Source organism: Blastococcus aurantiacus, assembly GCF_900102425.1.
Lineage (GTDB): Bacteria > Actinomycetota > Actinomycetes > Mycobacteriales > Geodermatophilaceae > Blastococcus > Blastococcus aurantiacus.
This window is the reverse complement of the sequence record NZ_FNBT01000001.1, coordinates 515,055-534,812: the sequence shown is the minus strand read 5'-3', so window position 1 is coordinate 534,812 and position 19,758 is coordinate 515,055. Positions and strand designations below refer to the sequence as shown.

The 19,758-nt window shown below is 68.3% G+C and carries 13 protein-coding genes; 3 read left to right on the top strand and 10 right to left on the bottom strand.

What is annotated here, in order from left to right:
- The first annotated feature begins 7 nt into the window (after positions 1-7).
- Positions 8-817 carry an enoyl-CoA hydratase/isomerase family protein gene (locus tag BLS70_RS02525; RefSeq protein ID WP_091763902.1) on the top strand — a complete coding sequence of 270 codons (810 nt, stop codon included), beginning with the start codon at positions 8-10 and terminating at the stop codon, positions 815-817.
- A gap of 145 nt (positions 818-962) precedes the next feature.
- A complete protein-coding gene (locus tag BLS70_RS02520; RefSeq protein ID WP_091763901.1) occupies positions 963-1,292 on the top strand; it encodes a hypothetical protein in 330 nt (109 codons plus the stop codon).
- Between the two features lie 95 nt (positions 1,293-1,387).
- Here the strand turns inward: BLS70_RS02520 and BLS70_RS20650 are convergent, their stop codons facing one another.
- From BLS70_RS20650 to BLS70_RS20975, 4 genes are read right to left on the bottom strand one after another with little or no spacing between them, the layout of a single operon-like run.
- The gene (locus BLS70_RS20650) at positions 1,388-2,047 is read right to left on the bottom strand and encodes an HNH endonuclease family protein (RefSeq protein WP_176946245.1); all 660 of its coding nucleotides are present in this window, start codon (positions 2,045-2,047) and stop codon (positions 1,388-1,390) included.
- On the bottom strand, positions 2,044-2,718 hold the full coding sequence (locus tag BLS70_RS02510; protein ID WP_369406203.1) for a DUF262 domain-containing protein: 675 nt from the start codon (positions 2,716-2,718) through the stop codon (positions 2,044-2,046). Before BLS70_RS02510 ends, BLS70_RS20650 begins: the two co-directional genes overlap by 4 nt.
- A gap of 53 nt (positions 2,719-2,771) precedes the next feature.
- Entirely contained in the window at positions 2,772-3,275 is a 504-nt protein-coding gene (locus tag BLS70_RS02505) for a DUF262 domain-containing protein (RefSeq protein ID WP_091763899.1), read from the bottom strand.
- Positions 3,276-3,314: 39 nt separating this feature from the next.
- Positions 3,315-4,226 carry an HNH endonuclease gene (locus tag BLS70_RS20975; protein WP_218122241.1) on the bottom strand — a complete coding sequence of 304 codons (912 nt, stop codon included), beginning with the start codon at positions 4,224-4,226 and terminating at the stop codon, positions 3,315-3,317.
- An 86-nt stretch (positions 4,227-4,312) separates the two neighbouring features.
- Between BLS70_RS20975 and BLS70_RS02495 the strand changes: the two genes are divergently transcribed.
- Complete coding sequence (locus BLS70_RS02495) at positions 4,313-5,521, top strand: DNA cytosine methyltransferase (protein ID WP_369406202.1); 1,209 nt, start codon at positions 4,313-4,315, stop codon at positions 5,519-5,521.
- Here BLS70_RS02495 and BLS70_RS02490 read toward each other — a convergent pair.
- From BLS70_RS02490 to drmD, 6 genes are all read right to left on the bottom strand, one after another.
- A complete protein-coding gene (locus tag BLS70_RS02490; RefSeq protein WP_091764197.1) occupies positions 5,510-5,917 on the bottom strand; it encodes a very short patch repair endonuclease in 408 nt (135 codons plus the stop codon). The two genes, BLS70_RS02495 and BLS70_RS02490, sit on opposite strands and share 12 nt — an antisense overlap.
- A 106-nt stretch (positions 5,918-6,023) precedes the next feature.
- Positions 6,024-6,737, bottom strand: coding sequence for a DISARM system phospholipase D-like protein DrmC (drmC, locus tag BLS70_RS02485; protein ID WP_091763898.1), 714 nt, complete (start codon positions 6,735-6,737; stop codon positions 6,024-6,026).
- A complete protein-coding gene (gene drmB / locus BLS70_RS02480) occupies positions 6,734-8,839 on the bottom strand; it encodes a DUF1998 domain-containing protein (protein ID WP_176946243.1) in 2,106 nt (701 codons plus the stop codon). The genes drmC and drmB overlap by 4 nt, the downstream gene beginning before the upstream one ends.
- Complete coding sequence (gene drmA, locus BLS70_RS02475) at positions 8,836-12,495, bottom strand: DISARM system helicase DrmA (RefSeq protein ID WP_091763897.1); 3,660 nt, start codon at positions 12,493-12,495, stop codon at positions 8,836-8,838. Before drmA ends, drmB begins: the two co-directional genes overlap by 4 nt.
- On the bottom strand, positions 12,492-16,508 hold the full coding sequence (locus tag BLS70_RS02470) for a DNA methyltransferase (RefSeq protein ID WP_091763896.1): 4,017 nt from the start codon (positions 16,506-16,508) through the stop codon (positions 12,492-12,494). The genes drmA and BLS70_RS02470 overlap by 4 nt, the downstream gene beginning before the upstream one ends.
- On the bottom strand, positions 16,505-19,729 hold the full coding sequence (gene drmD / locus BLS70_RS02465) for a DISARM system SNF2-like helicase DrmD (RefSeq protein ID WP_218122238.1): 3,225 nt from the start codon (positions 19,727-19,729) through the stop codon (positions 16,505-16,507). Before drmD ends, BLS70_RS02470 begins: the two co-directional genes overlap by 4 nt.
- Positions 19,730-19,758: the final 29 nt, after the last annotated feature.

Genomic DNA, 19,758 nt, shown 5'->3' with positions numbered 1-19,758 from the left:
TGATCTCATGCCTGTCGTGAAGGTGAGGCCGGCTGGAAGCTGGTCCACCCGGCAGAAAGGTGGTCCCGTGGTCGAATCTGGTGAAGTGCTGCTTAAGGTGGACGGCGGCGTCGCGATCGTGACGCTGAACGCTCCGGACAGGCGCAACGCGCTGACGCCTGGGATGGCCGACGAGCTGATTGCGACCTTCGATGAGGTGGACGCCAAGCCGGAGGTCGGGGCGCTGGTCATCCGCGGGGTCGGCAAGTCGTTCTGCGCGGGTGGCGACGTCGCGACCCTGACCTCGGCGGGCAAGGACCCGGCGGCGCCCGACGCCTACGAGGGCATGGGCAAGATCTACGACTCGTTCTACCGGCTGGGCCAGGTGCGCGTGCCCACGGTGGCCGCGGTGCGCGGCTCGGCCGTGGGCGCCGGCATGAACATGCTGCTGGCGGCGGACCTGCGGATCGTGGCGAAGGACGTTCGGCTGCTGGCCGGCTTCCTCCGGCGAGGAATGCACCCCGGCGGAGGGCATTTCGTGATCCTGTCGCGGCTGATCGGCCGAGAGGCCGCAGCGGCGATGGCGCTGTTCGGCGAGGAGATCAACGGCGACAAGGCCGTTGAGCTCGGCTTGGCGTGGGAATCGCTGGACGACGCCGCGGTCGAGGACCGGGCGATCGAGCTGGCGCAGCGCGTGGCGGCCGACCCCGAGCTGGCGCGGGTGGCGGTGGGCAACTTCCGCAAGGAGGTCGTCAACGGCGCCGTTGCTTGGGACGTCGCGATGCAGTCCGAGCGCCCGGCCCAGATGTGGAGCATGCGGCGATCTGCTGGAGGTTGACGGTTCGCTGCTTCGCAGCTTCGGGGCGGTCGAGCTCCCGGAGCGATTAAGCGGTCCCTTCGAAGTGTCGGATGGCGTCGATCAGCGGGGTAAGGCGCAGCGATCCCTGATCGGACCGCTCGTAGTGACGTTCGAGTGACTTGGCGTGCTCTTCGAAAGCCTTAGCTCTATCGAGAATCGCACCGTCGGTCACGAGAAGTCTCACCGCTGCTACGGCTTCCGTGAGTTGGTCGACTTCTCGCCCGAACGTTTCGTTGGCCTGCTCTACGTCCAAACCTCGCTCCAGATCCACGAGAGCCCGTTGCACCCGTCGACCGGTCTTCACGACGTCCACCAGCGCGGCGTGCTGTTCCTGCCGAATGCGCTCCCGTTGATCACGCTTGTGCTTGTGCTGCTCGCTCCTCCAGCTGAACGCCTGCTGCATTCCGACGCCGCCGAGCGCAGCGCCCCCACCTATCAGCGCATCGACCCATGACAAGGGGTAGTCCTCCCAGACGTTTGCAGTTCTCACGGACTCTCGTGGTCGGTCAGCGTCAGGTCGGCGGAAAGTACGAGGCATGGACGCGACACTCAAACGGTAAGGGTGGCCAGCGCGGGTGGCCCGAGCCAGACCTGGCACAGCGCATGTGCCAATTGTTCCGAGCGGTTCTTGATGTCCGTCTCGGTCCAGGTATCTGGGCGGTTCTCGACGACGCCCCTACTCAATGCGAGCAAGCTGAACTTGCTGACGAGTGAGCGCTTGCCCACGCCCTTGAGATCGCCGGCGGCCTTGACAAGAGCCGCCGTCTCTCCGTCGGTCCACGGTCGGTTGGACAGAGTGCCGTTCAACGTGGACGTGACCAGCGTCAGATTGCCGATCGTGTTCACCAGCCGATCCCTTTCGGCAGCCGCCGCTGGCGACAACTTGGGGTCGGTGTCCCAGTAGGTTCGCCAGCCCTGTGGCATGAGGTGTTCCACCTGGAGGCCAGAGGGCAACGAGACGTCTTCATTCAGCCCGCTGCGCAGCTGCTTCTCCAGAGCCTCCAGGACGACGCGCAAGCGCGACTGGCGAACGTTGCCGTAGAGCTTCACCTTCGGAAGCCCGGCCATGACCTCGGCATCCGTGGGCCAGGCCCGAGAGTCCGAGTCCTGCTTGGCCAGGTACGCCTCCACGACATCCCCGACCTGAGCCACCTCGGCGCCATCGAGCGCACCCAGGATCGCCACCATGAAGCGGTTGACGTCCTTCATCGTGCGACGCAGCAACGTTCGCCGCACCACCCAGCTCTCGAGGGCAGCCAGCGCTCTCCCGACTTGGTCAGACGGGATGGCGTGGTTCTCCGAGAGCATCCAAAGGAGAATCGGCGTGGTGGAAGCGAGCTCCAGTGCTTCACCACGCGCTTGTAGAAGCGCCCTCCGACGGAGTCCGGCGCTTGTTGCCCGAAGCTTCGGAAGGTATCCGCGTCCCGCCGCAGCTCGCCGAGCAGCTTCTCCGCCGATGCTGCGTCGGTCATGCGGGGTCGTGCGTGGCTGGTGAACGCGCGGAAGACCTGCTCTGTGACGACCTCGTCGCGGGTGCGCATCGTAAGCCAGTACTGCAGGAAGATGTCGATCCGCGATCGATTGTGCCGACCTTGCGAAATCTCTTCTCGCCACCACGGGTCGTCGAAGTCGGCCCAGAAACGCTCCGGCCACGTCTCCACGTCTGCCTGCACCCATTCGCCGACCTGAAAGATCCAGTTCTTGACCAGATCAGCCTTCAGGAGCGGCGTTCCGCGGTCGTTCAGCGTTTCGAAGATGACCTGGTCGTCGTCCTGAGCAGTTAGGTTGATCGCGACGAGGAAGAGGCGCGTCTGCATGACATCGGCGAGCGCGCGAACGCGTGCCTTCTCGTCGCGGACCTCCTCCGCGCCTTCGGGCACCTCGCCCGCCAGCCAGTCGTGGACCTCATCGCGGAAGAATTGATGTGCTTCGACTATGAGGTGGTCGTCGCCCCCCAGGCTGCGTGCTCATCTGACATCGCGTGTTCGAAGGCGTTGCGATCGGAGCGAGCTGGCCACAGCTTGAACCGCTCGGGCTTTCCCGCAAATCGCTTTGCCTTGTTCAGTATCAACTCCTCGAGCGCCTCAGCCTCGTCCTCGTGCCCACGGGCGGAGACCGCGGCATGCACGGCGTCGAGCAGGATCTGAAGCGTCGTCGTGCGCTGTTGGCCGTCGATGACCGAGTGGCGGGTGACGTCCCCCGCGATGGCGGACTTCGCCTTGAAGACCACTGCCCCGAGGAAGTGGCCTCCCGCCTCCTCGGCCGCTGCGTCGTCATCCGCCGCGCGAATCACCTTCTCCGCGACCCGACGGACATCTGCCCAGAGTGGTGCCCACTGGTCTTCTTCGGTCCAGACGTAGGGCCGCTGGAACACGGGGATTTCGTAGTGGACGGTGCCGCCGAACAGCTCGCGGGGGTTGAGGGCGTCAGCCTTCACGGTTTAGGACTCCAGGGGTCGTATGAATGAGGGCAGAGGTCAAGCAGCCTTGAATTGCGCGTAGCGCTGCATCAGGCGATCGGCGTCGGGTCGGTCGGCCCGACGCGCTGGGATCTGCAGCAGCGGCCGGCCGTGGTGCTCCTGGAGGCCGTACTTGAGCATGGGCCCGTCGATCTCGTCGAGCAGCCGGTGGTGGATCTCGACCGTGTAGTCGGGTCGGATACCGAGGATGTTCCGGTCGTAGGCGGCGTGGTGCAGCTTGCAGAGCGCGAGACCGTTGCTGGTGACTGCTGCTCCGCGCGGGTCGGAGTCCGGGGTGATGTGGGCGGCGTCCAGCAGCTCTCGGTGGTTGAGTGAGCAGACGGCACACCGCGTCTCGTAGGCCACCATCACCTGGCTGGCGAACACCGGCTGGTGCAGGCGCCGACGCGTCATGGTCAACAGGTACTTCCGCAAAGTTTCCTCCACGCGGCTACCTGGCTGGACTTGGCGCTGCTCCTCTGTGAGGGCCATGACGAACTGTAAGTGCTCCGGCTCCTCGCCGATCAGGTAGACCGGGAAGATCGCTTGGAAGATCCCGGGCCGGATGCCGTAGAACCACATCAGAGGCGCCTGCTCGAGCATGGCGCGACGCAGCCCTTCGTTCTCTGCCGCGCCTCGTTGGTCCCGGCGGAGCTTGTACCGGTGCAGACCGTCCGCGCCCTCGGAGTCGTCATAGGGCCGGGACGGAGCCCCTTCCGGCGCCGCGGTCAGGATGCTCAGCGCGGCCGACCATCCCTTCGGACGGCGGATCCCGCGGCCGGCGTCGACCAGCGGGAATCGGTCACCGCCGACGTGGAAGTCGTCTCGCAGCTGGGCGCGGGTGACCGGGATGGTCCCGTCGAGCGTCACGCTGCTCAACCACTCGAGGGCGGCTGCTCTGACGTACTGCTCCGAGGCAACTCCGGTCACGGGCGGAGCCTCTACTGATCTCGCCTGTTCAGCAACGGGGAACGCCGAGAGCGCGTCCGCGAAGACGGAGCCGAAGTCTTTGTTGCGTGTGCCGGAGCAGCGCGGGCCAGGTGGGCCGTGGGAGGCTGCTCGCCGTGGGGCACTCCATCCTCGGACTGTTCGCCGGGATCGGCGGGATGGAACTCGGGCTGCAGCAGGCAGGCATCGACGAGCCGTCCGAGCTGTACGAGTGGTGGCCATCCGCGAGGTCCGTCCTAGCTGACCACTTCGAGGACGCCGACCTGAACGGCGACGTCATCGGTCTGCGGGACCTACGAGACGCCTCGATCGTCACCGCCGGTTTCCCGTGCACCGATCTGTCGCAGGCGGGCCGCACGTCTGGTCTGGAAGGGCTCGCCTCCGGCCTCATCCGCCACGTGCTCCAGCTCCTCCGGACGTCGCAGCCCGAGTGGGTGCTGATCGAGAACGTGCCGAACATGCTCCGCCTCGGTCGAGGTGCGGCGATCCGGGAGATCACCGCGTCTCTGGAGTCCGCTGGCTACGCGTGGGCCTACCGCACCATCGACTCCCGTTCCTTCGGGCTGTCTCAGCGCCGCAAGCGCGTGTACTTGCTCGCATCCGCCGTCCACGACCCGGCAGCGGTCCTGTTCCGGGAGGACGCACCCTCGGAGGAGCCGGACGGCGCTGCCTCCGGAGCCGCACGGAACAGCGCCTACGGCTTCTACTGGACCGAGGGCAACCGCGGCGTCGGTTGGGCGATCGACGCCGTGCCCACCTTGAAGGGCTCCACGACCGTCAGCATCCCCAGCCCGCCGGCGGTGTGGATGTGCGACAACGATCCGGGGATGCGCATCGTGCGGCCGTCGATCGAAGCGGCGGAGGTGCTCCAGGGGTTTCCTGCCGGGTGGACTGCGAACGCGCCGACGCGCGACCGGTGGAAGCTGGTGGGCAACGCCGTAAGCGTCCCCGTGGCGCAGTGGATCGGGGAAGGGCTGCTCGCCGCCGGTGATCCGGCGGCCGCCCTCGACACGACCCCGCACGTCGACGGCAGCGTCTGGCCGAAGGCCGCATGTCACCTCGGAGGCCAGAGGTGGGGCGTCCGGGTGTCCGAGTGGCCACGATCTCCGGCACCTGACTACCAACACCTGGCTGACGTCCTTGGGACACACGGCCAGGAGCCCCTGTCGCACAGAGCGACAAAGGGCTTCCGTGACCGACTCCGGCGGAGCAACCTTCGGTACTCGGGGGACTTCATGTCGGCACTCGACGAGCACGTGGCGCTGTCAGCGCCCTGATCTCGAGGCGCTATCAGATGACGTGAGCCGGTTGACGATGACCGAGACGACGTCCTCCGGCTTCTCGTGCTCCCAGAAGCGCAGCACCGTCCAGCCCATGTTCTTGAGCTGCGCTGTCACGTCCGCGTCACGCGCCTGGTTGGTCGAGATCTTGTCGACCCACCAGGCTGCGTTGGCTTTCGGCGACGTCGCGTGGAGAGGGCACCCGTGCCAGAAGCATCCGTCGACGAAGACAGCGAGACGTGCGCGCGTGAAGGCGATGTCGATCGTCCGCCGGCGTTGACTCGGGACCGGCCAGGCCACTCGGTAGCGGAGACCGGCGGCGTGCAGCAGTCGGCGCACGGCCATCTCGGGTCCGTTGTCGCGCTTCTTGACGGCGCCCATGCGTCGGGACATCTCGGCGCTGGAGGACCCGGGATGCGGGCCGGGCTGCGGGGTCCTCGCCATCACGTCCTGAGGGTTCCACGGCGTCGGCCGCCCGACGCAGCGTCCACAGTCTGGATCAGGCCGAGTAGTCCACCAAGAACTGGCTGTCACGCAACTGGTCGAGGTGTGCCTTGATCGAAGAAGCCACCGCGGCGTCGCGCAGCAGGACGCCGCACTCGAGGTTCGCCTCGGCCGCTGCGGAGGAGAAGTTCGCGCTGGTCACCAGCGCCGCGAGCCCGTCGATCATCACGATCTTGGCGTGCTGCACGGCGTACTCGCCCACCTCGGGCGGGCTCATCGTCCAGATGCGCGCGCCGGCCAGCTTCCCGGCGAGTGCCGTGGCTGTCTTCGCCTGCCGCGCCCGGTCCACGACGAGGGTGACTGCGACGCCGCGGCCGACCGCCTCCCGGAGCGCCGCCACGTACGACGACCCCATGGTCGCCGAGTAGGTGGCGGCGTAGACGTACGACTGCGCCTCGTTGATCAACTGCGACGCGGCCAGGGTCGTGCGCCCTTCGCTGTGCGGCAGGCTCGGTGACGTCCACACCAACTGCGGTCGGGCGGCGCGAGGAACGCCGCTCAGGGCCGACAGCACGACGGTCAGGGCGCGGACGTCGCCCGCGAGATCTTCGAGCGCGGCGTGGAGGAGCTCCAGCACGCGCTCCCGACGGTCCGCATGGACGCTCTTGACGGCCTGGTGGAGCAGTCCGTGCCCGAGATCGAGAGATCCGCCGATTCGTCTAGCCTCGTCCTTGGTCAGGAACGCGCCGAGCTCGGCGGCGGACGTCATGCGGCGTCCTCCTCGCACAGCTCGGTGAACAGTCCGGGCGTCCAGGTGCTCGGGTCGGCGACCAGGTCGAGGACCATCCGGCGGTCCAGGAAGCGGTTCGTCCGCTCGCAGCTGGTCTCGCTGACGAACAGGCAGAAGTGGCAGGCCGCCCCGTGCAGGAAGTCCTCCTTGCCGCGCGGTGCTCGGTGCGAGCAGATCGGGTCGGACGAACAGCGGGTGCCGCGGCGGAGGGCGTCCAGGATGACCTTCTGCAGCTTCCCCGGCTTGGCCAGCTCGACGAGACCACCGAGCGTGCCTTCGCTGTCCGAGGACGTCGTGCTGACGAGCAGTCCAGCCGCCGGCGGGATGTCGTCGTTGCCGGGCCAGGCGAAGATGCGTTCGGTCAGGCTGGCCGAGCCGTAGCCGCTGGACATCGCCATCTCGCGGATCAGCAGGTGCGAGAGCGTGTGGATCGCCCAGTAGCGCGGGGACGGGAAGCGGCCGTCCGGATCGATCTCCGCTGCGGTCTTGCTGGTGCGGCGCAGGAAGTTGAGCCGGTGCGCTTCCCTGTAGCGCTGCCAGACCGGACGGTCCAGCACGTCGGCTTCCCAAGCGGCGACGCGGGCCTCGTCGAACTGGATGAACACGCCCTCCCCGCGGTCCTCGGTGGCCGGCACCCACGACGGCAGGCCGTTGCGGGTGAGGGGGGCGACGCGGTCGGAGGCGTCGTCGATCCGGTCGAAGGCGTCGATACGGGTGAACCCGATGAAGGCGTTGACCTTCTTGAGCCGCTCGACGGCGACCACCCCGGTGACGAGCGGTTTCAACGCCGCGGCCACGTCGCGCGACTCGGCCTTGAAGTCGGGAGAGCCGCTGTACTTGGTGAACTTCGACGGGTCGCTGAGCACGGCCCACTCCGGCGCCAGCAGCGTCCGTGGGTCGCGTCGGGCAGCCGCGTACTCGCCGTCGTCCGCGGTCGTCGATTGCCCGGTGGCGAGCTGGAAGGCCTCCCAGAGAAGGTCGTCGTCGACGTCTTCCAGGCCGGCCAGACCATTGATGGCCGCCAGCTGCCTGAACAGGTCCAGGCTCTCGGGGCCATGGACGCCGGCCAGCAGCTTCCTGGGCAGGGAGGCGATGGCCGGGGCCAGCTCGGACGCCGACGCCTCGTCCTCGCGCGGCAGGGCCAGGGCGCTCACGGTGTTCGAGAACCACTGGTTGGCGGCGCCGAGCAGCATGAGCCGGCCCTGCTCCTTGCAGGTGAAGAATGCGTCGAGGTGCGGGTGTCGTCCGCGACAGCGAGGCAGATTCGCGGCGGCTGCACGAGTGGTCGCATCCAGCATGCCGCGGTAGGCCTTGCACGCTTGGCAGGTGATCCGGACATCGGGACCGAGGTTGCTCTTCCACTCCTGCATGCGGAGCCGCGGTCGAGGAGCGGACGGGCATGCCGCTCCCCGGTGCACCCAGGCGACATAGGGGAACTCGTCGAGGTGTCCCTTCTGGCATGCGATGAGATAGCGGGCAGGCACTGCGGTGCGGTCTCGCGGCTTGCGCTTCACCGTGCCGCCCTCGGACCAGCCAGTGCACTTCAAGTGCAGGAACTCCGCCTGGTCCGGCCGAAAGGGGTTGGTGTTGCGGTACTCGAAGCTGGCGCCGTCCGACACCTGGCCGAGCAGGCCGCAACCGGTGCACCGCAACCACTGGGGGAAAACGCGCCCAGGGATGCCCAGGTCGGTCGCCGAGTCCTTCTGGCCGATCTCGGCGGACGCCCACGGGGGCTTGCGCAACTCGTGCACGGTCTTGCCCAGGTGTGCCTGGACGACCTGGAGCAGGCGTGGCTCGACGATCGTCTCCGGCGGTGTGGGCCTGCGCCGGTAGATGCGCTCCCAGTCATCGAGCCCGTGCGGCATGACCGACAGGTGCGGCAGGTCGACCGTCGAGCCGATGCCCTGCGTGTAGAGCAGCGCGGAGGGCCGGACAGCGCCGACCTTCGCCCGGTTCTTCGGCTTGTTGGTCTCGACGTCGGTGAGCGGGTCGAGCTCCTGCTCGACGGTGGCCACCGCCGCCTCGGGTACGTCGGGGGAGGGTGGGGCGACGTCGGTCGGGTCGTCCGACACGGCGGTCATGCGTCCTCCTTGGCGGGGGCGTGGAAGGTCCATCCCGGAGCGTCGATGGGCTCCTTGGCGGCGAGATGACTCGGGCTGGGGCTGACCAGGAGGTTGATCTCCGGCTGCACCTCGCGCATCGAGTTGGCCACCACGAAGACCTTCTCGGCGGCTGTGGTGGTCCGGACCTCGGGGCTGATCAGCAGCGGGCTGGTGATCTGGGTCTTGTCGGTCGACCGCTCGTAGACGAGGCCGCCGCCCTCCTCGATCGCGCGTCCGAGCCAGCGGTCCTTGCGCTGGATCAGCTTGGCCCGGACCCGCTCGTCGAAGTCGGGCTCGGGATAGGCACGCGCCGCCCGTTCAGCGAGCCGCTCGATGATCTCGTCCAGGCGCTGTGAGCCCTCGATGATCCGGCCGGCGCCGAGCTCGGGGGACAGGGACTGAGGCCGGCCGACGTCCATCACCCGGGCCGCGCTCACGAGCACCCCCATGAGTCCCCGCTCGAGAGCGGCCTCGGAGAACGGGGTGACGCTGAGCGCTTCCACCTGCGCGTAGAACGTCTCGTGGTAGTGCCGGAACTGCTCGAAGTGCGCCATGTCCCGCGGTCTCGACCAGTTGGCCAGGGAAACGACCAGCCCCGGGCGGGACGGATCTCGACCGACGCGGGACGAGGCCTGGATGTACTCGGCGGTGTTCTTCGGTTGGCCGACGACGAGCATCAATCCCAGGCGGGGGACGTCGACACCGACCTGCAGCATCGACGTCGCCAGGACGAAGTCGTACGGCCGCTGGTCGTAGCCGCCCTTCACCTTGCCGTCCTGCATCGCCTTGGCGAACGCAGCCTTTCCGTTCGTGCTCCACCGGTCCGGATCGAACTCCAGGGAGAGCTTGTCCAGCGTGGCCCCGATCTCCGATGACGAGATCCGCGAGGTCAGTTCTCCGATCGCCAGGCGGGAGAAGTCCGTGGTGCGGCGCGGGAACGGCTCGGTCCTGCCGGACACACGGGTGGTGACGTCGTCGTCGACGTAGCGCCGCATGCCGGCGAGCTCCCGCGTCGCGCTGAAGTAGGCGACCGAGGTCAGGTACGGGTCGGCCGCCTTGCCGTGCTCGTCGAGCAGCTTCTGCCCGGCGAGCAGGAGCACCTCGGCGATGCGGATCTCGGCGAGGGTCAGCCGGATGCCGTGCGCGCAGACGCCGAGGTACTTCCGTCCCGGGTCCTCCTCGGTGACCTCCAGCTCCCTCGAGAAGAACGTCTGCCGGACGTCGAGCACCTGCGGCGGGAACACGTCGACGCCTCGCCCGTACAGGTTGCGGACCTGGTCCTCGGCTTTCCGGACCGTCGCCGTGGAGGCGACGATCAGCGGACGGACGGCGTCGCCGTCCCGGGACCAGGAGCAGAGCACGTCGACGACGTTCTCGAAGACGCCGACGGCGGTGCCGAGCGCTCCGGTGATGAGGTGCAGCTCGTCCTGGATGATCAGGTCCGGCGGGCGGAGGCGTGACACGGGCTCCACGTCGACGGCGGGGTAGGTGACGCCGCCCTTCGAGACGGTGATGTGCTTCTGGCCCTTGCAGGAGTCGCCGCGCGCGTCGGGGTGCCGGTAGCCGTGGCGGGGGCAGCGCTCGGCGACGTAGCCGAAGAGGCTCGCCGCCTCGCCCTCACGCGCCAGCCGGGCGAACTTGTCGACGGTGGCGAGCAGGAACGTCGGCGGATGCCGGTAGATCTCCTCGTCGACGGTGAGGATGGGCAGACCCTCGTCGTCGGGGCCCCGCGTGGAGAAGGGGCACTCCTCGTCGCGGTCGCCGCAGTGGACGTGGATCCGCTGGGTCGTGGCCACGGCGTCGACGTCGCGCTTCGGGTCGATCGGCGTTCCGCACCACGGGCAGCGCTTGATCTGCAGCACGGTGAGGCCGTGAGCTCGGCCGTCCTCGGACTTGGCCAGCTTCACCTGCGCCTCGGCCTCGGCGTAGCGCTTGGGGCTGACGCTGCTGCCGACCCAGAGCCCGATGCGGAAGGGCTCGGTGCCCCAGGTCGCTTCGTCCTCGCGGCGGATCAGTTCCGCCGCGCACACGAGCGCGGCGGCGCGCTGGAACTGCTGGGAGGTCAGCAGGCGGAGGGTGTAGCGCATGAGGACGGCGACCCCGTCGCCCCCGTCGACCTCACCGTCCTCGCCCTGGACGGTCCCCTGGAGACGCCGGATCGCGAAGGTGAAGGCTGCCAGGCCGAGGTAGGCCTCGGTCTTGCCGCCACCGGTGGGGAAGAAGAGCAGCTCGACGCGGGAGTCCTCGCCGCTCCGGTAGGGATCGGTCGGGTCCACGAGCGCGGGAAGCTGCATGAGGATGAAGGCGAGCTGGAAGGGCCGCCAGGAAGCCGCCTTGTCGCCCTTGGCCTCGACCTCGGTCAGCGCCGTCTCGACGGTGACGCCGGCCTTGGCGGCTCGTGCAGCGGCGACCTGGGAGCGGATGCGCTGGTCGCGCATGGCCCGGTTCATGAACCGGAAGGCCGTCAGCGTGTCCGGGTCGCTCTCCAAGAGCCGCAACCCAGCCTCCAGCCGGGAGGCCGCAACTCGTGCCTCGCCGATCGCCTCGGAGGCGGTCTTCTCCAGGTGGTCGGGGAGTGCGTCGGCAGCCTCCTTTTGGTCCACGTCGAGCCATGACGCGTAGCCGGCGATCATCGGCTCGAGCGCCCGGCGGACGTCGCCGGCGTCGATCTCGGCGAGGACACGCATCGAGGTGACAGTGTCACCGGCATCGCCGGCGACGGTCTGCGGGACGTCGGCCGTCGGCAGCCAGGTCGTCGTGACCTCACGGGCGCGGCGGGACTCAGGGACCTCGTCCCAGTCGACGGAGCAGGTGCGCCCGACGGCGTACTCGAGCTTGTGCTTGTACTGGAGGTCCAGTCGGCGCCGCTCCTCGTCGGGCTCCCTATATCCGGGTTCGAGGACGTCGCGGCTCGGCAGGAAGCACGCCGACCCGTCCTTCGCGGTGACGGTCAGCGTCGTCTGGAACAGCCAGTCCCCGGGCGGGGCATCGGTCCCGGTGACGCGATCGTTGCTGAGCGCCAGTTCGACGATCAGTCGATCACCGAGCGGGAAGACCTCGACGCGGAGGCTGACGTCGGTGTCGAGGTCGAGGACGTCCGCTCGTCGGGCCGTGGTGCCTCCTAGGACGAGCTCCTTCGGGAACTCGAAGGGGGTGCGTCGGAACCACGTGCGCTTCTTGCCGGTCTCCTCGTTCAGGCGCTGGAAGCTCTTGTAGCGGCCCCAGGCGGCTGTCACGGCGAGCGTGCCGACATCGGCGGGCACCTGGAACCGAAGTCCCATCGACGAGGGATGCGTCAGCGCACCCTTGGGGCCGGTGTCCTCCTCGTCATCGGAGTCCGCTGTCCTAATGTCCTCGTCGGTCGGCACGGGGACACCTGGTTGGCCCGGATGGTCCGGATCGCTGATCGCCTGCACGGGAGCGCCATCGATCCCCTGGCTCTCAGCTTCATCCGGGTCGACATGTATGCGGGCAAGCGCGGGGTCGATGGTGACCGGTGCGAGTCCCCCGACGGCGTACATGGCTCGGGGACTCGCAGGAATCTCCTCGTCGGCATCGCCTCGCGGGCCGAGCAGCTCTTGCCGGATTAGGGACACAAGCTCCCCGCGTACGACTGTTGACGGTCCGCCGGTCATCGTAGAAGCCCTAATTGCGTCATGACGGTCTTGCCCTCTGCTGCCGCGCGACGGTGGTTCTCTTCGAGCAGGCGAGCGAGCATCTCCGCTCGTGCGGCAGGGCTCACTGTGAACTTATCCAATCCTCTGTATGAATGAAATCCGTGCTCCAGCTCAATGTCGTGCCAGCCGTACCCCGCCATGGTGGCCTCGTCGACCTCGACGTGGAGATCCCGCAGTTCCTGAATCTCTTCATCGACGATATTGACCGAACTGACGAGCCAGTAAAGTGTCGTCAGTCCCACCTTTCGTGCCGCCATAATGTCTCGGCGTCGTCCGTCGAGGTTAAGGCCAGCAGTTTCAAGTCGGTCCGTGATTGGGGGGCGCGGGAAGGTCTCAAATACGTCAGATGGTGTATATCTGGGGTCATTTCTCATGCCGGAGCCATAAGTGATTGCCCATAGCTGATGCATCGATGAGGAAAGAACTGCGAGATCGCCGAAGCCTGGTAACGCGAAGGCGTTGAGTGAATCGCTAATGACCTGCGTAGTCGGCACGCGAACCGGCATGACAGTCCTGCTCACCCGCGTGATCACTGGAATCTCGGGGTGCGGCGCTATTGCACCATAGAGTCCCGGCCGAACCTCTCCGTAGCGCCACCAGCGTTCGCGCACGGCCTCGCGATTCACCTTCTCGCGCTCCGGTTTGACCTGGGCGAGCACGCGAGCGAAGGGAAGCTCATACTTCGACGCCTTCTGCTGATCCCAATCGAAGAAATTGATTACCCAACGCGATGCCGAGCAGTCGGGGCGCGAATTGACATCCTTGCCGCCGAGGTATCGCTGGATAACTTCCGAGTTGCGAGGATCAGCCTCGATCATTTCCAGGGCCTCCGCCTCGGTAAGCAGGAAGCCCTCGCCGTAGATCTTGGAGCCTTCGAAAGCCAGTCCACGATTCTCTGAAAGTCGAAGCGGAACACCACGGCCTTGGCTGAGCTCGCCTTCCAGCATTGTTGAAACATAAGGGACTGGAATCCGGTCCGCGTATCTAAGGACTCCCTCGACCGACAAACTCATACTCAAACAGACGATGGAGTACGCGAGGTTGGCCGATCGGCTCGGCCACGCCTCGCTCTTTACTGCCCAGCGAATCGTTGCACCGGCTGCCACCATCTGGTCGAGTCCCACGCGCTTGGTCTGATTCTGGGCGATGGAGTTCGTGGCTATAAGTCCGATCTGCCCAACCTTAACTCGCGCGAGCTGCTGAGCCCTCAGGAAAAAGTATGCGACAAGATCTGCCATTCCGCGGTTTCCGCGGGCGATCTGGTGCACCATCCATTCTCGAACATTCTCGCCGAAGGCGCTTGTCTGGGAAGAGGCGCCAAGGAAGGGCGGGTTCCCGATGATGGCGTCGAAGCCGCCGTGTTCGAGGATGACGTCGGGGGCTTCGATGATCCAGTGGAGGGGGTGCCAGCGCGCGTAGTCGTTGGGAACGCTGGGTGTGAGGCCATGGTCGAGGATGCGGTGCAGGTGGGACTGATCGCCGGCGGAGCCGTCGGCGGGGAAGGCCCGGATGAGGGCTCCTTCGAGGGCCGTGTGGCTGTCGTCGAGGGCGGTACCGGGCTTGCCTCCGAGGCGGAGTGCGGTGGCGACAATGCCGTCGGCGATCAGACGCAGCTTCTCGGTGACCTGCTCGGACTGCTCGAGCAGGCGACGTTTGCCGTTGCGTGTCCGTTGGGGATCGTCCTCGTCGACGGTCGTCGCGAGCTGGTGCCGGATGCGGATGACCTCGTCGAGCACGGCTTCGGCGTCGACGAAGGCGTTGAGCTGACCCTTGGACTTCTTGGTCTCCGGGGCGATGTGCATATGGCGAAGCTGGTCGAGGGTGGTGAGGCCGAGCAGCGAGTTGCCATGGAAGACCTTGTCGTCCACGAACGAGAACGGCCTCGTGGGATCGAGCGAGACGAGCCAGAGGGAGAGCTTGCACATCTCGACGGCCATGCCGTTGATGTCGGCGCCGTAGAGGCAGTGGGCGATGACCTCGCGGATGGCGCGGGTGCGCAGGCCGGTGTCGACATGATCGCCGTCGACGATGGCTTCGGCGGTCCAGGCCTCGACGAGTCGGTCGGCGAGGTAGCGGGCGGCGGCGACGAGGAAGGCCCCGGAGCCGGCCGCGATGTCGGCGACCTTGAGGTCGAGGATCGCCGAGCTGGACTTGAGCCGCCAGGCGTTCTCGTCGTTGGTCTGCAGCGGGCCGGGCTCGTAGACCAGTGGCTGCAAAGCGTGGAGCACCACTTCTTCGGCCAGGGAACGGGGCGTGTAGTGAGCGCCGGCGTTCTTGCGTGACGGGGTCTCCGAGACGACGAGCCCGCCGCGCGGGACGACGTAGGGCAGGTCGCGCAGGTCGCGGCGGATGAGGTTGCCCCACGACACCAGCGCGGGCAGCAGGTCGGGGTCGTCGCCGGCGATCGGCTTGAGGAGGCGGTTCATCTCCGCCTCGTCGACGTCTGCGTCGTGCAGCTTGGCCAGCTTCGCTACGGAGACGAGCTTCGCGGCCGGTTGGGTCTGCTTGACCCAGTCGGTCAGCCTCGCGGCGAAGTCCTTGGCGCCCCGCGACTCCTCGTAGATCTCGTTCAGGGTGTCGAGGTCGATCTCGGGTTCCTCGCCGTCCTTGCCGACGAGCCCGAGCACGACCTCGGCGTCGACCTCGCGGCAGGTGTAGCCGAGCAGGCCCTCGTAGATGTAGCCGATCTGTTCGACGTCGACGTCCCGGAAGGAGATCCGCCGCGCCTGACCTCCGACCTTGGCCACCTGGACCGACTCGAGCACGTGCAGCATCACCCGGTCGGACACCCGCAGGCGCAGTCCGCCGTCGGAACGCTCAGCGGTCAGCCACGGGAATCGCTGTGGGGCGAACAGCGATCCGCCGTAGGCCGGCATCCGGACCTCGTCGAAGTTCGCCCCGCCGTAGAGCGCGGTGCTGACCGCGAGCAGTCGGTGCCACACGTCGGTGGCGTGGTCGAGGTTCTCCTCGCCCTCCCGCTGCGCCCTGCCCTGCAGGTCGTCGAGCAGGTCGCTTATCCCGTAGGCGGCCCGGTAGAGCTCCGGCGTCGGCAGCATCCCGCGCTCCTCGGCGAAGAGCAGGAACACCACCCGCATCATCACCGTGACCGCGGCCTGGTAGATCTCGTCCGGGTCCTCGCACAGCGGGTCGTCGAGCCCCTTGCCCTGCGCGGACAGCCGCGCCTCGGAGAACGCCTGGACCAGCAGCTCGACGGACTTGCGCACCTGAACGCCGAGCGCCTCGGTGATCTCCTCGGCCTCGAGCACGCTGCGCTCGAACAGACGCGGGAGGCGGCGCTCGGGGTTCGCGTGTCGCAGCGTCGACCCGCTGACCAGCGTCAGGAACGCGTCGCGCAGCCGGGGCTCCTCGCGCCAGCTCAGCGCGTCGACCACCCCTGACCCGGTAGTGGTGCCCTCGCCGGCCCAGACCAGCGCCCACCAGCGGCCGTCGGTCACCACCCCGACCGCGACGTCGGCCTTGCGCAGCAGCGCGGCCATCCGGTCGGTCTCGCTCGCCGACCAACCGTCCAGTCCCGCAGCGTGCAGGCTGTCCGTCGGCGGCACGACCCGCAGGAGGCACCCGAGCTCGCCGTCCCGCCCCCGCAGGGCGCCGTCCGGATGCACCGCGATCGTCTCGCCCGGCGACCGGACCACCAGGTCCGCCGGCAGCTCGCCCCGTGCGACCCGATACCCCTCCCACTCGGCGAGGACGTCGAGCACCACGTCCACCCAGGAGTGCGCCACGTCGGCGTACTGCTCGGCCGATCCATTCCGGGAGCGGTCGAAGGCCTGCTCCCAGGCGGCGTGGCTCTCCTTGAACGTGACCAGCCGGTCGTCGACGTCGCTGAGCGGCTCCATCCCGTTCGGCCACATGTCCTTCAGAACCGGCAGCGACAGGAATGGGCCGTCGGTCTCGACCTGCGCCAACCAGTCCTGGTGCAGCTGCGTCGTGCTCGGCGGACGACGCCTCATCGGACCGCCACCCCCTTCTCGGCGTCGGCCGGGCTGATCGCGAAGAGCACCGCGGCGGGGAACGGCCACGGCTTCACGTCCTGGTACCGGGTCTCCACCGCCTCTCGTTCGCGGCGGCGCTCGTCGTCGAGCGCGTCGAGCCTGGCGCGCATCTGCCGCAGGTCCCGCTCCGACTGGTGCTGCTCGACGTCGAACAACATCGCCTCTGCTTCCTGTTCGAGCTTCTCCGCCGCAGCGATCGACTCGCGGAGCGTGCCGGCGAAGCGGGTGAAGATGGCGTCCACCCGGGCGAGGTCCTCCTCGCGCCGCTTCGCCAGTCGGTCCTCGACCTCCCGCGTCCGTCGCTCGACCCGGGCTCGGATGGCGTCCTCGACGCGGGACCGGAGTCCTGCGGCGTCGTCGTCCCAGGCCGCAGCGAGGTCGCGTGCGACCTCGTCTGGCGCGGCGGTCAGCTCGACGCCGTCCAGCGCTCGGGCCAGCAGCTCCTCGGCTCGCTCGACACCGACCTGCTGCCGCCGGGCGAGCCGCGTGCCGGCCAGGAAGACTTCCTCGTGCAACCGGATGCCGCCGCGACCGACCAGGACGAGCCGGACGACCGCGGCGGCGAAGGACTCGTCGAGCGCGGGGACCACGACGGCGCTGACCCGGTTCAGGTCGGTCTCGCCGCCCCAGAGGGCCGACCGCAGCAGTCGGGTGGACCGCTGGAGCAGCGGGTGGCCCAGGTGGGCGTGGACGAAGTCCGTGGTGGCGCGGGCGACGTCCTGGTCGAACGTGATCGGGCGCAGACGGTCCGGTTCCAGTCGGCTGGCCAGGCCCCGGGTGACCGGCTCCCAGGAGCGGGCGAGGGACGGCAGCTCGAAGACCTCGCCGCCGTCCTCCAGCTGACTGGGGATGAGTCGAGGCTGCATGTCGAGGTCCAGGGCGGTCTCGACCACGCGCCGGAGGTTCATCGGCCGCAGGTGCAGGCTCTCCCGGTCCGCCGCCAGCTGGGTCTCGAGGGCGGTCAGCTCGGCGTTCACCTGCCGCTGTCCGAGCAGCATCTCGTTGATCGCGCGGTCGCCCTCGGGGGCCTGCGCGGCTGACCTCGGTGTGAGAGCGGCGCCGGTGAGCTGACGCTGGATGTCGGGCGCGATGATCTCGTTCGCCGACCCGAGGTCCAGCTCGACCCGGGCGATCTTCGTGGCGACCCGGGCGAGGAGGTCGACGTCCGACGCCAGGCCGGAACGGCCCGCCGTCGGCGTGAAGTGCCGGATGTCCGGCTGGTGGTCCTGGCCGTACCGGTCGACCCGGCCGATCCGCTGCTCCAGCCGGTTCGGGTTGAACGGGATGTCATAGTTGAACAACCGGTGGCAGTTGGCCTGCAGGTCGATGCCCTCGCCGGCGGCATCGGTGGCGAGCAGGATGCGGACCATCGTCTTGCTCGGCGGCTCGTTGAACTGCGCGCGCGTGATCTCGCGCTGCTCGGGGTCGGTGCCGCCGTCGATGACCGCGATCCGGTCGGCGGCGTAGCCGTGCTGGAGCAGGTTGTCCCGGACCCAGTAGAGCGTGTCGACGTACTCGGTGAAGACGACGATCCGCTCGTCGAGCCAGCGGTCGCCGGCGAGCAGCACGCCGTCGAGGTGGCGGACCAGGGCCGCCAGGCGGGAGTCGACGGTGCCATCGAACTCGTGGCCCCACCGGCTGAGCCACCGCAGGTCCACGACGTCCTCGTCGGTCAGGGGCGGGAGCTTCCGCCGGGTGCCGGCGAGGGTCAGCATCTCCGTCTGGTCGGACTTCCCCTCTTCGAGGTCGTCGGCGTCGACGCCGAGCACGTCGTCGTAGTCGCCGGTCAGCTCCGCGTCCACACCGCGCAGCCGCGTCTCCAGGTAGACGTCGACCGTGCGGGCGAAGGCGACGGGGGAGGAGAAGAAGCGCTTCTTCAGGAGGAGCGTCGCCATGTCGCGGGCCTGCTTGGCCGCGCCATCGCCCGTGGCCACCGCCTTGTCGCGTCGGTTGGTGAAGGCGAGAAGGCGCTCGTAGGCCTCTTCCTCGGCGGGCGTGGGCTCGAACGGCAGGGCGGTGACCTGGCGCTCCTGGAAGCCCTTGGCCTCCTTCAGGTCGCGCTTCAGCCGGCGGACCGCTACCTCGCGGAGCGCGGATCGGTCGATGTGCGAGCCGCGGACGAAGCGCTGCGGATCGACCATCTCAAGCAGGGCGGTGAACGACTCGACGTAGCCGTTGTGCGGGGTGGCGCTGAGGAACAGGCGGTGCTCGCACTTCTCGGCCAGCTCCCGGACGGCATGCGTGCGCTGCGAGTCGACGGCGTAGCCGCGGCGGGTGATGTTGAGCTTGTCGACGCGCTGCGGGCTCGACGGGGCGACGTGGTGCGCCTCGTCGACGATGAGGATGTCGTAGGCGAACCGGCGGGCGCCCTCGCGCTTCGCCGTCTGCGCGTAAACGTCGCGGAGGAGGCGCTGCGCGCGCTGCCCGGGCAGCCAGGACATCGAGACGATGATGCGCGGGAAGAGCGTGAACGGGTTGGCGTGCAGCCCGTGGCTGCGCCGGACCTCGCGCATCGTCTCCGAATTGATGATCGTGAAGTCGAGCCCGAACTTCTCGAGCATCTCGTCCTGCCACTTCAGGGCCAGGCCGGCGGGGCAGACGATGATCGCGGTGCGGGCGCGGTGGCGGAGGAAGAGCTCCTGGGCGACGAGCCCGGCCTCGATGGTTTTGCCGAGACCGACGTCGTCGGCGAGCAGGAGGTTGGCGCGGGTCTCGCGGAGCGCCCGACGCAGCGGCTCGAGCTGGTAGGCCTCGACGTTGGCGCCACTGCGGAAGGGCGCCTGGACGACCTGGGAGTCGGCCGAGGTGATTGCGCCCCAGCGGAGCGCGTCGATGAAGGCGGCGAGCCGGCCCGGGTCGTCGAAGCGGTCGGGGTCGATCGAGGTCGGCAGGCCGAGCTCCGGTCGCAATGAGCGCCCCTGCTCCAGCTCCCAGACGACCTGCAGCTCCTGGCCCAGTCGGTCCTCCTCGAGCGACTGGAGGGTGACGGCGTGCTGCAGTCCGGTGGTGGCGTCGTCAGCACCGCTCCGGGGGAGGCCCTGTACCCGGACGTCGGTGACAGCCCACGTTGCCCCCCGGACCATGGCGATCTGGCCGGGTTCGGGGACGGATCGGGTGTCCGGGCTGGACGCCACGCTTTCGTGGATGGGGCTGAGCTCGCTCTGCTGCGCCACTGACACGAGCCGGACACTAGTTCCGAGACGGGAAA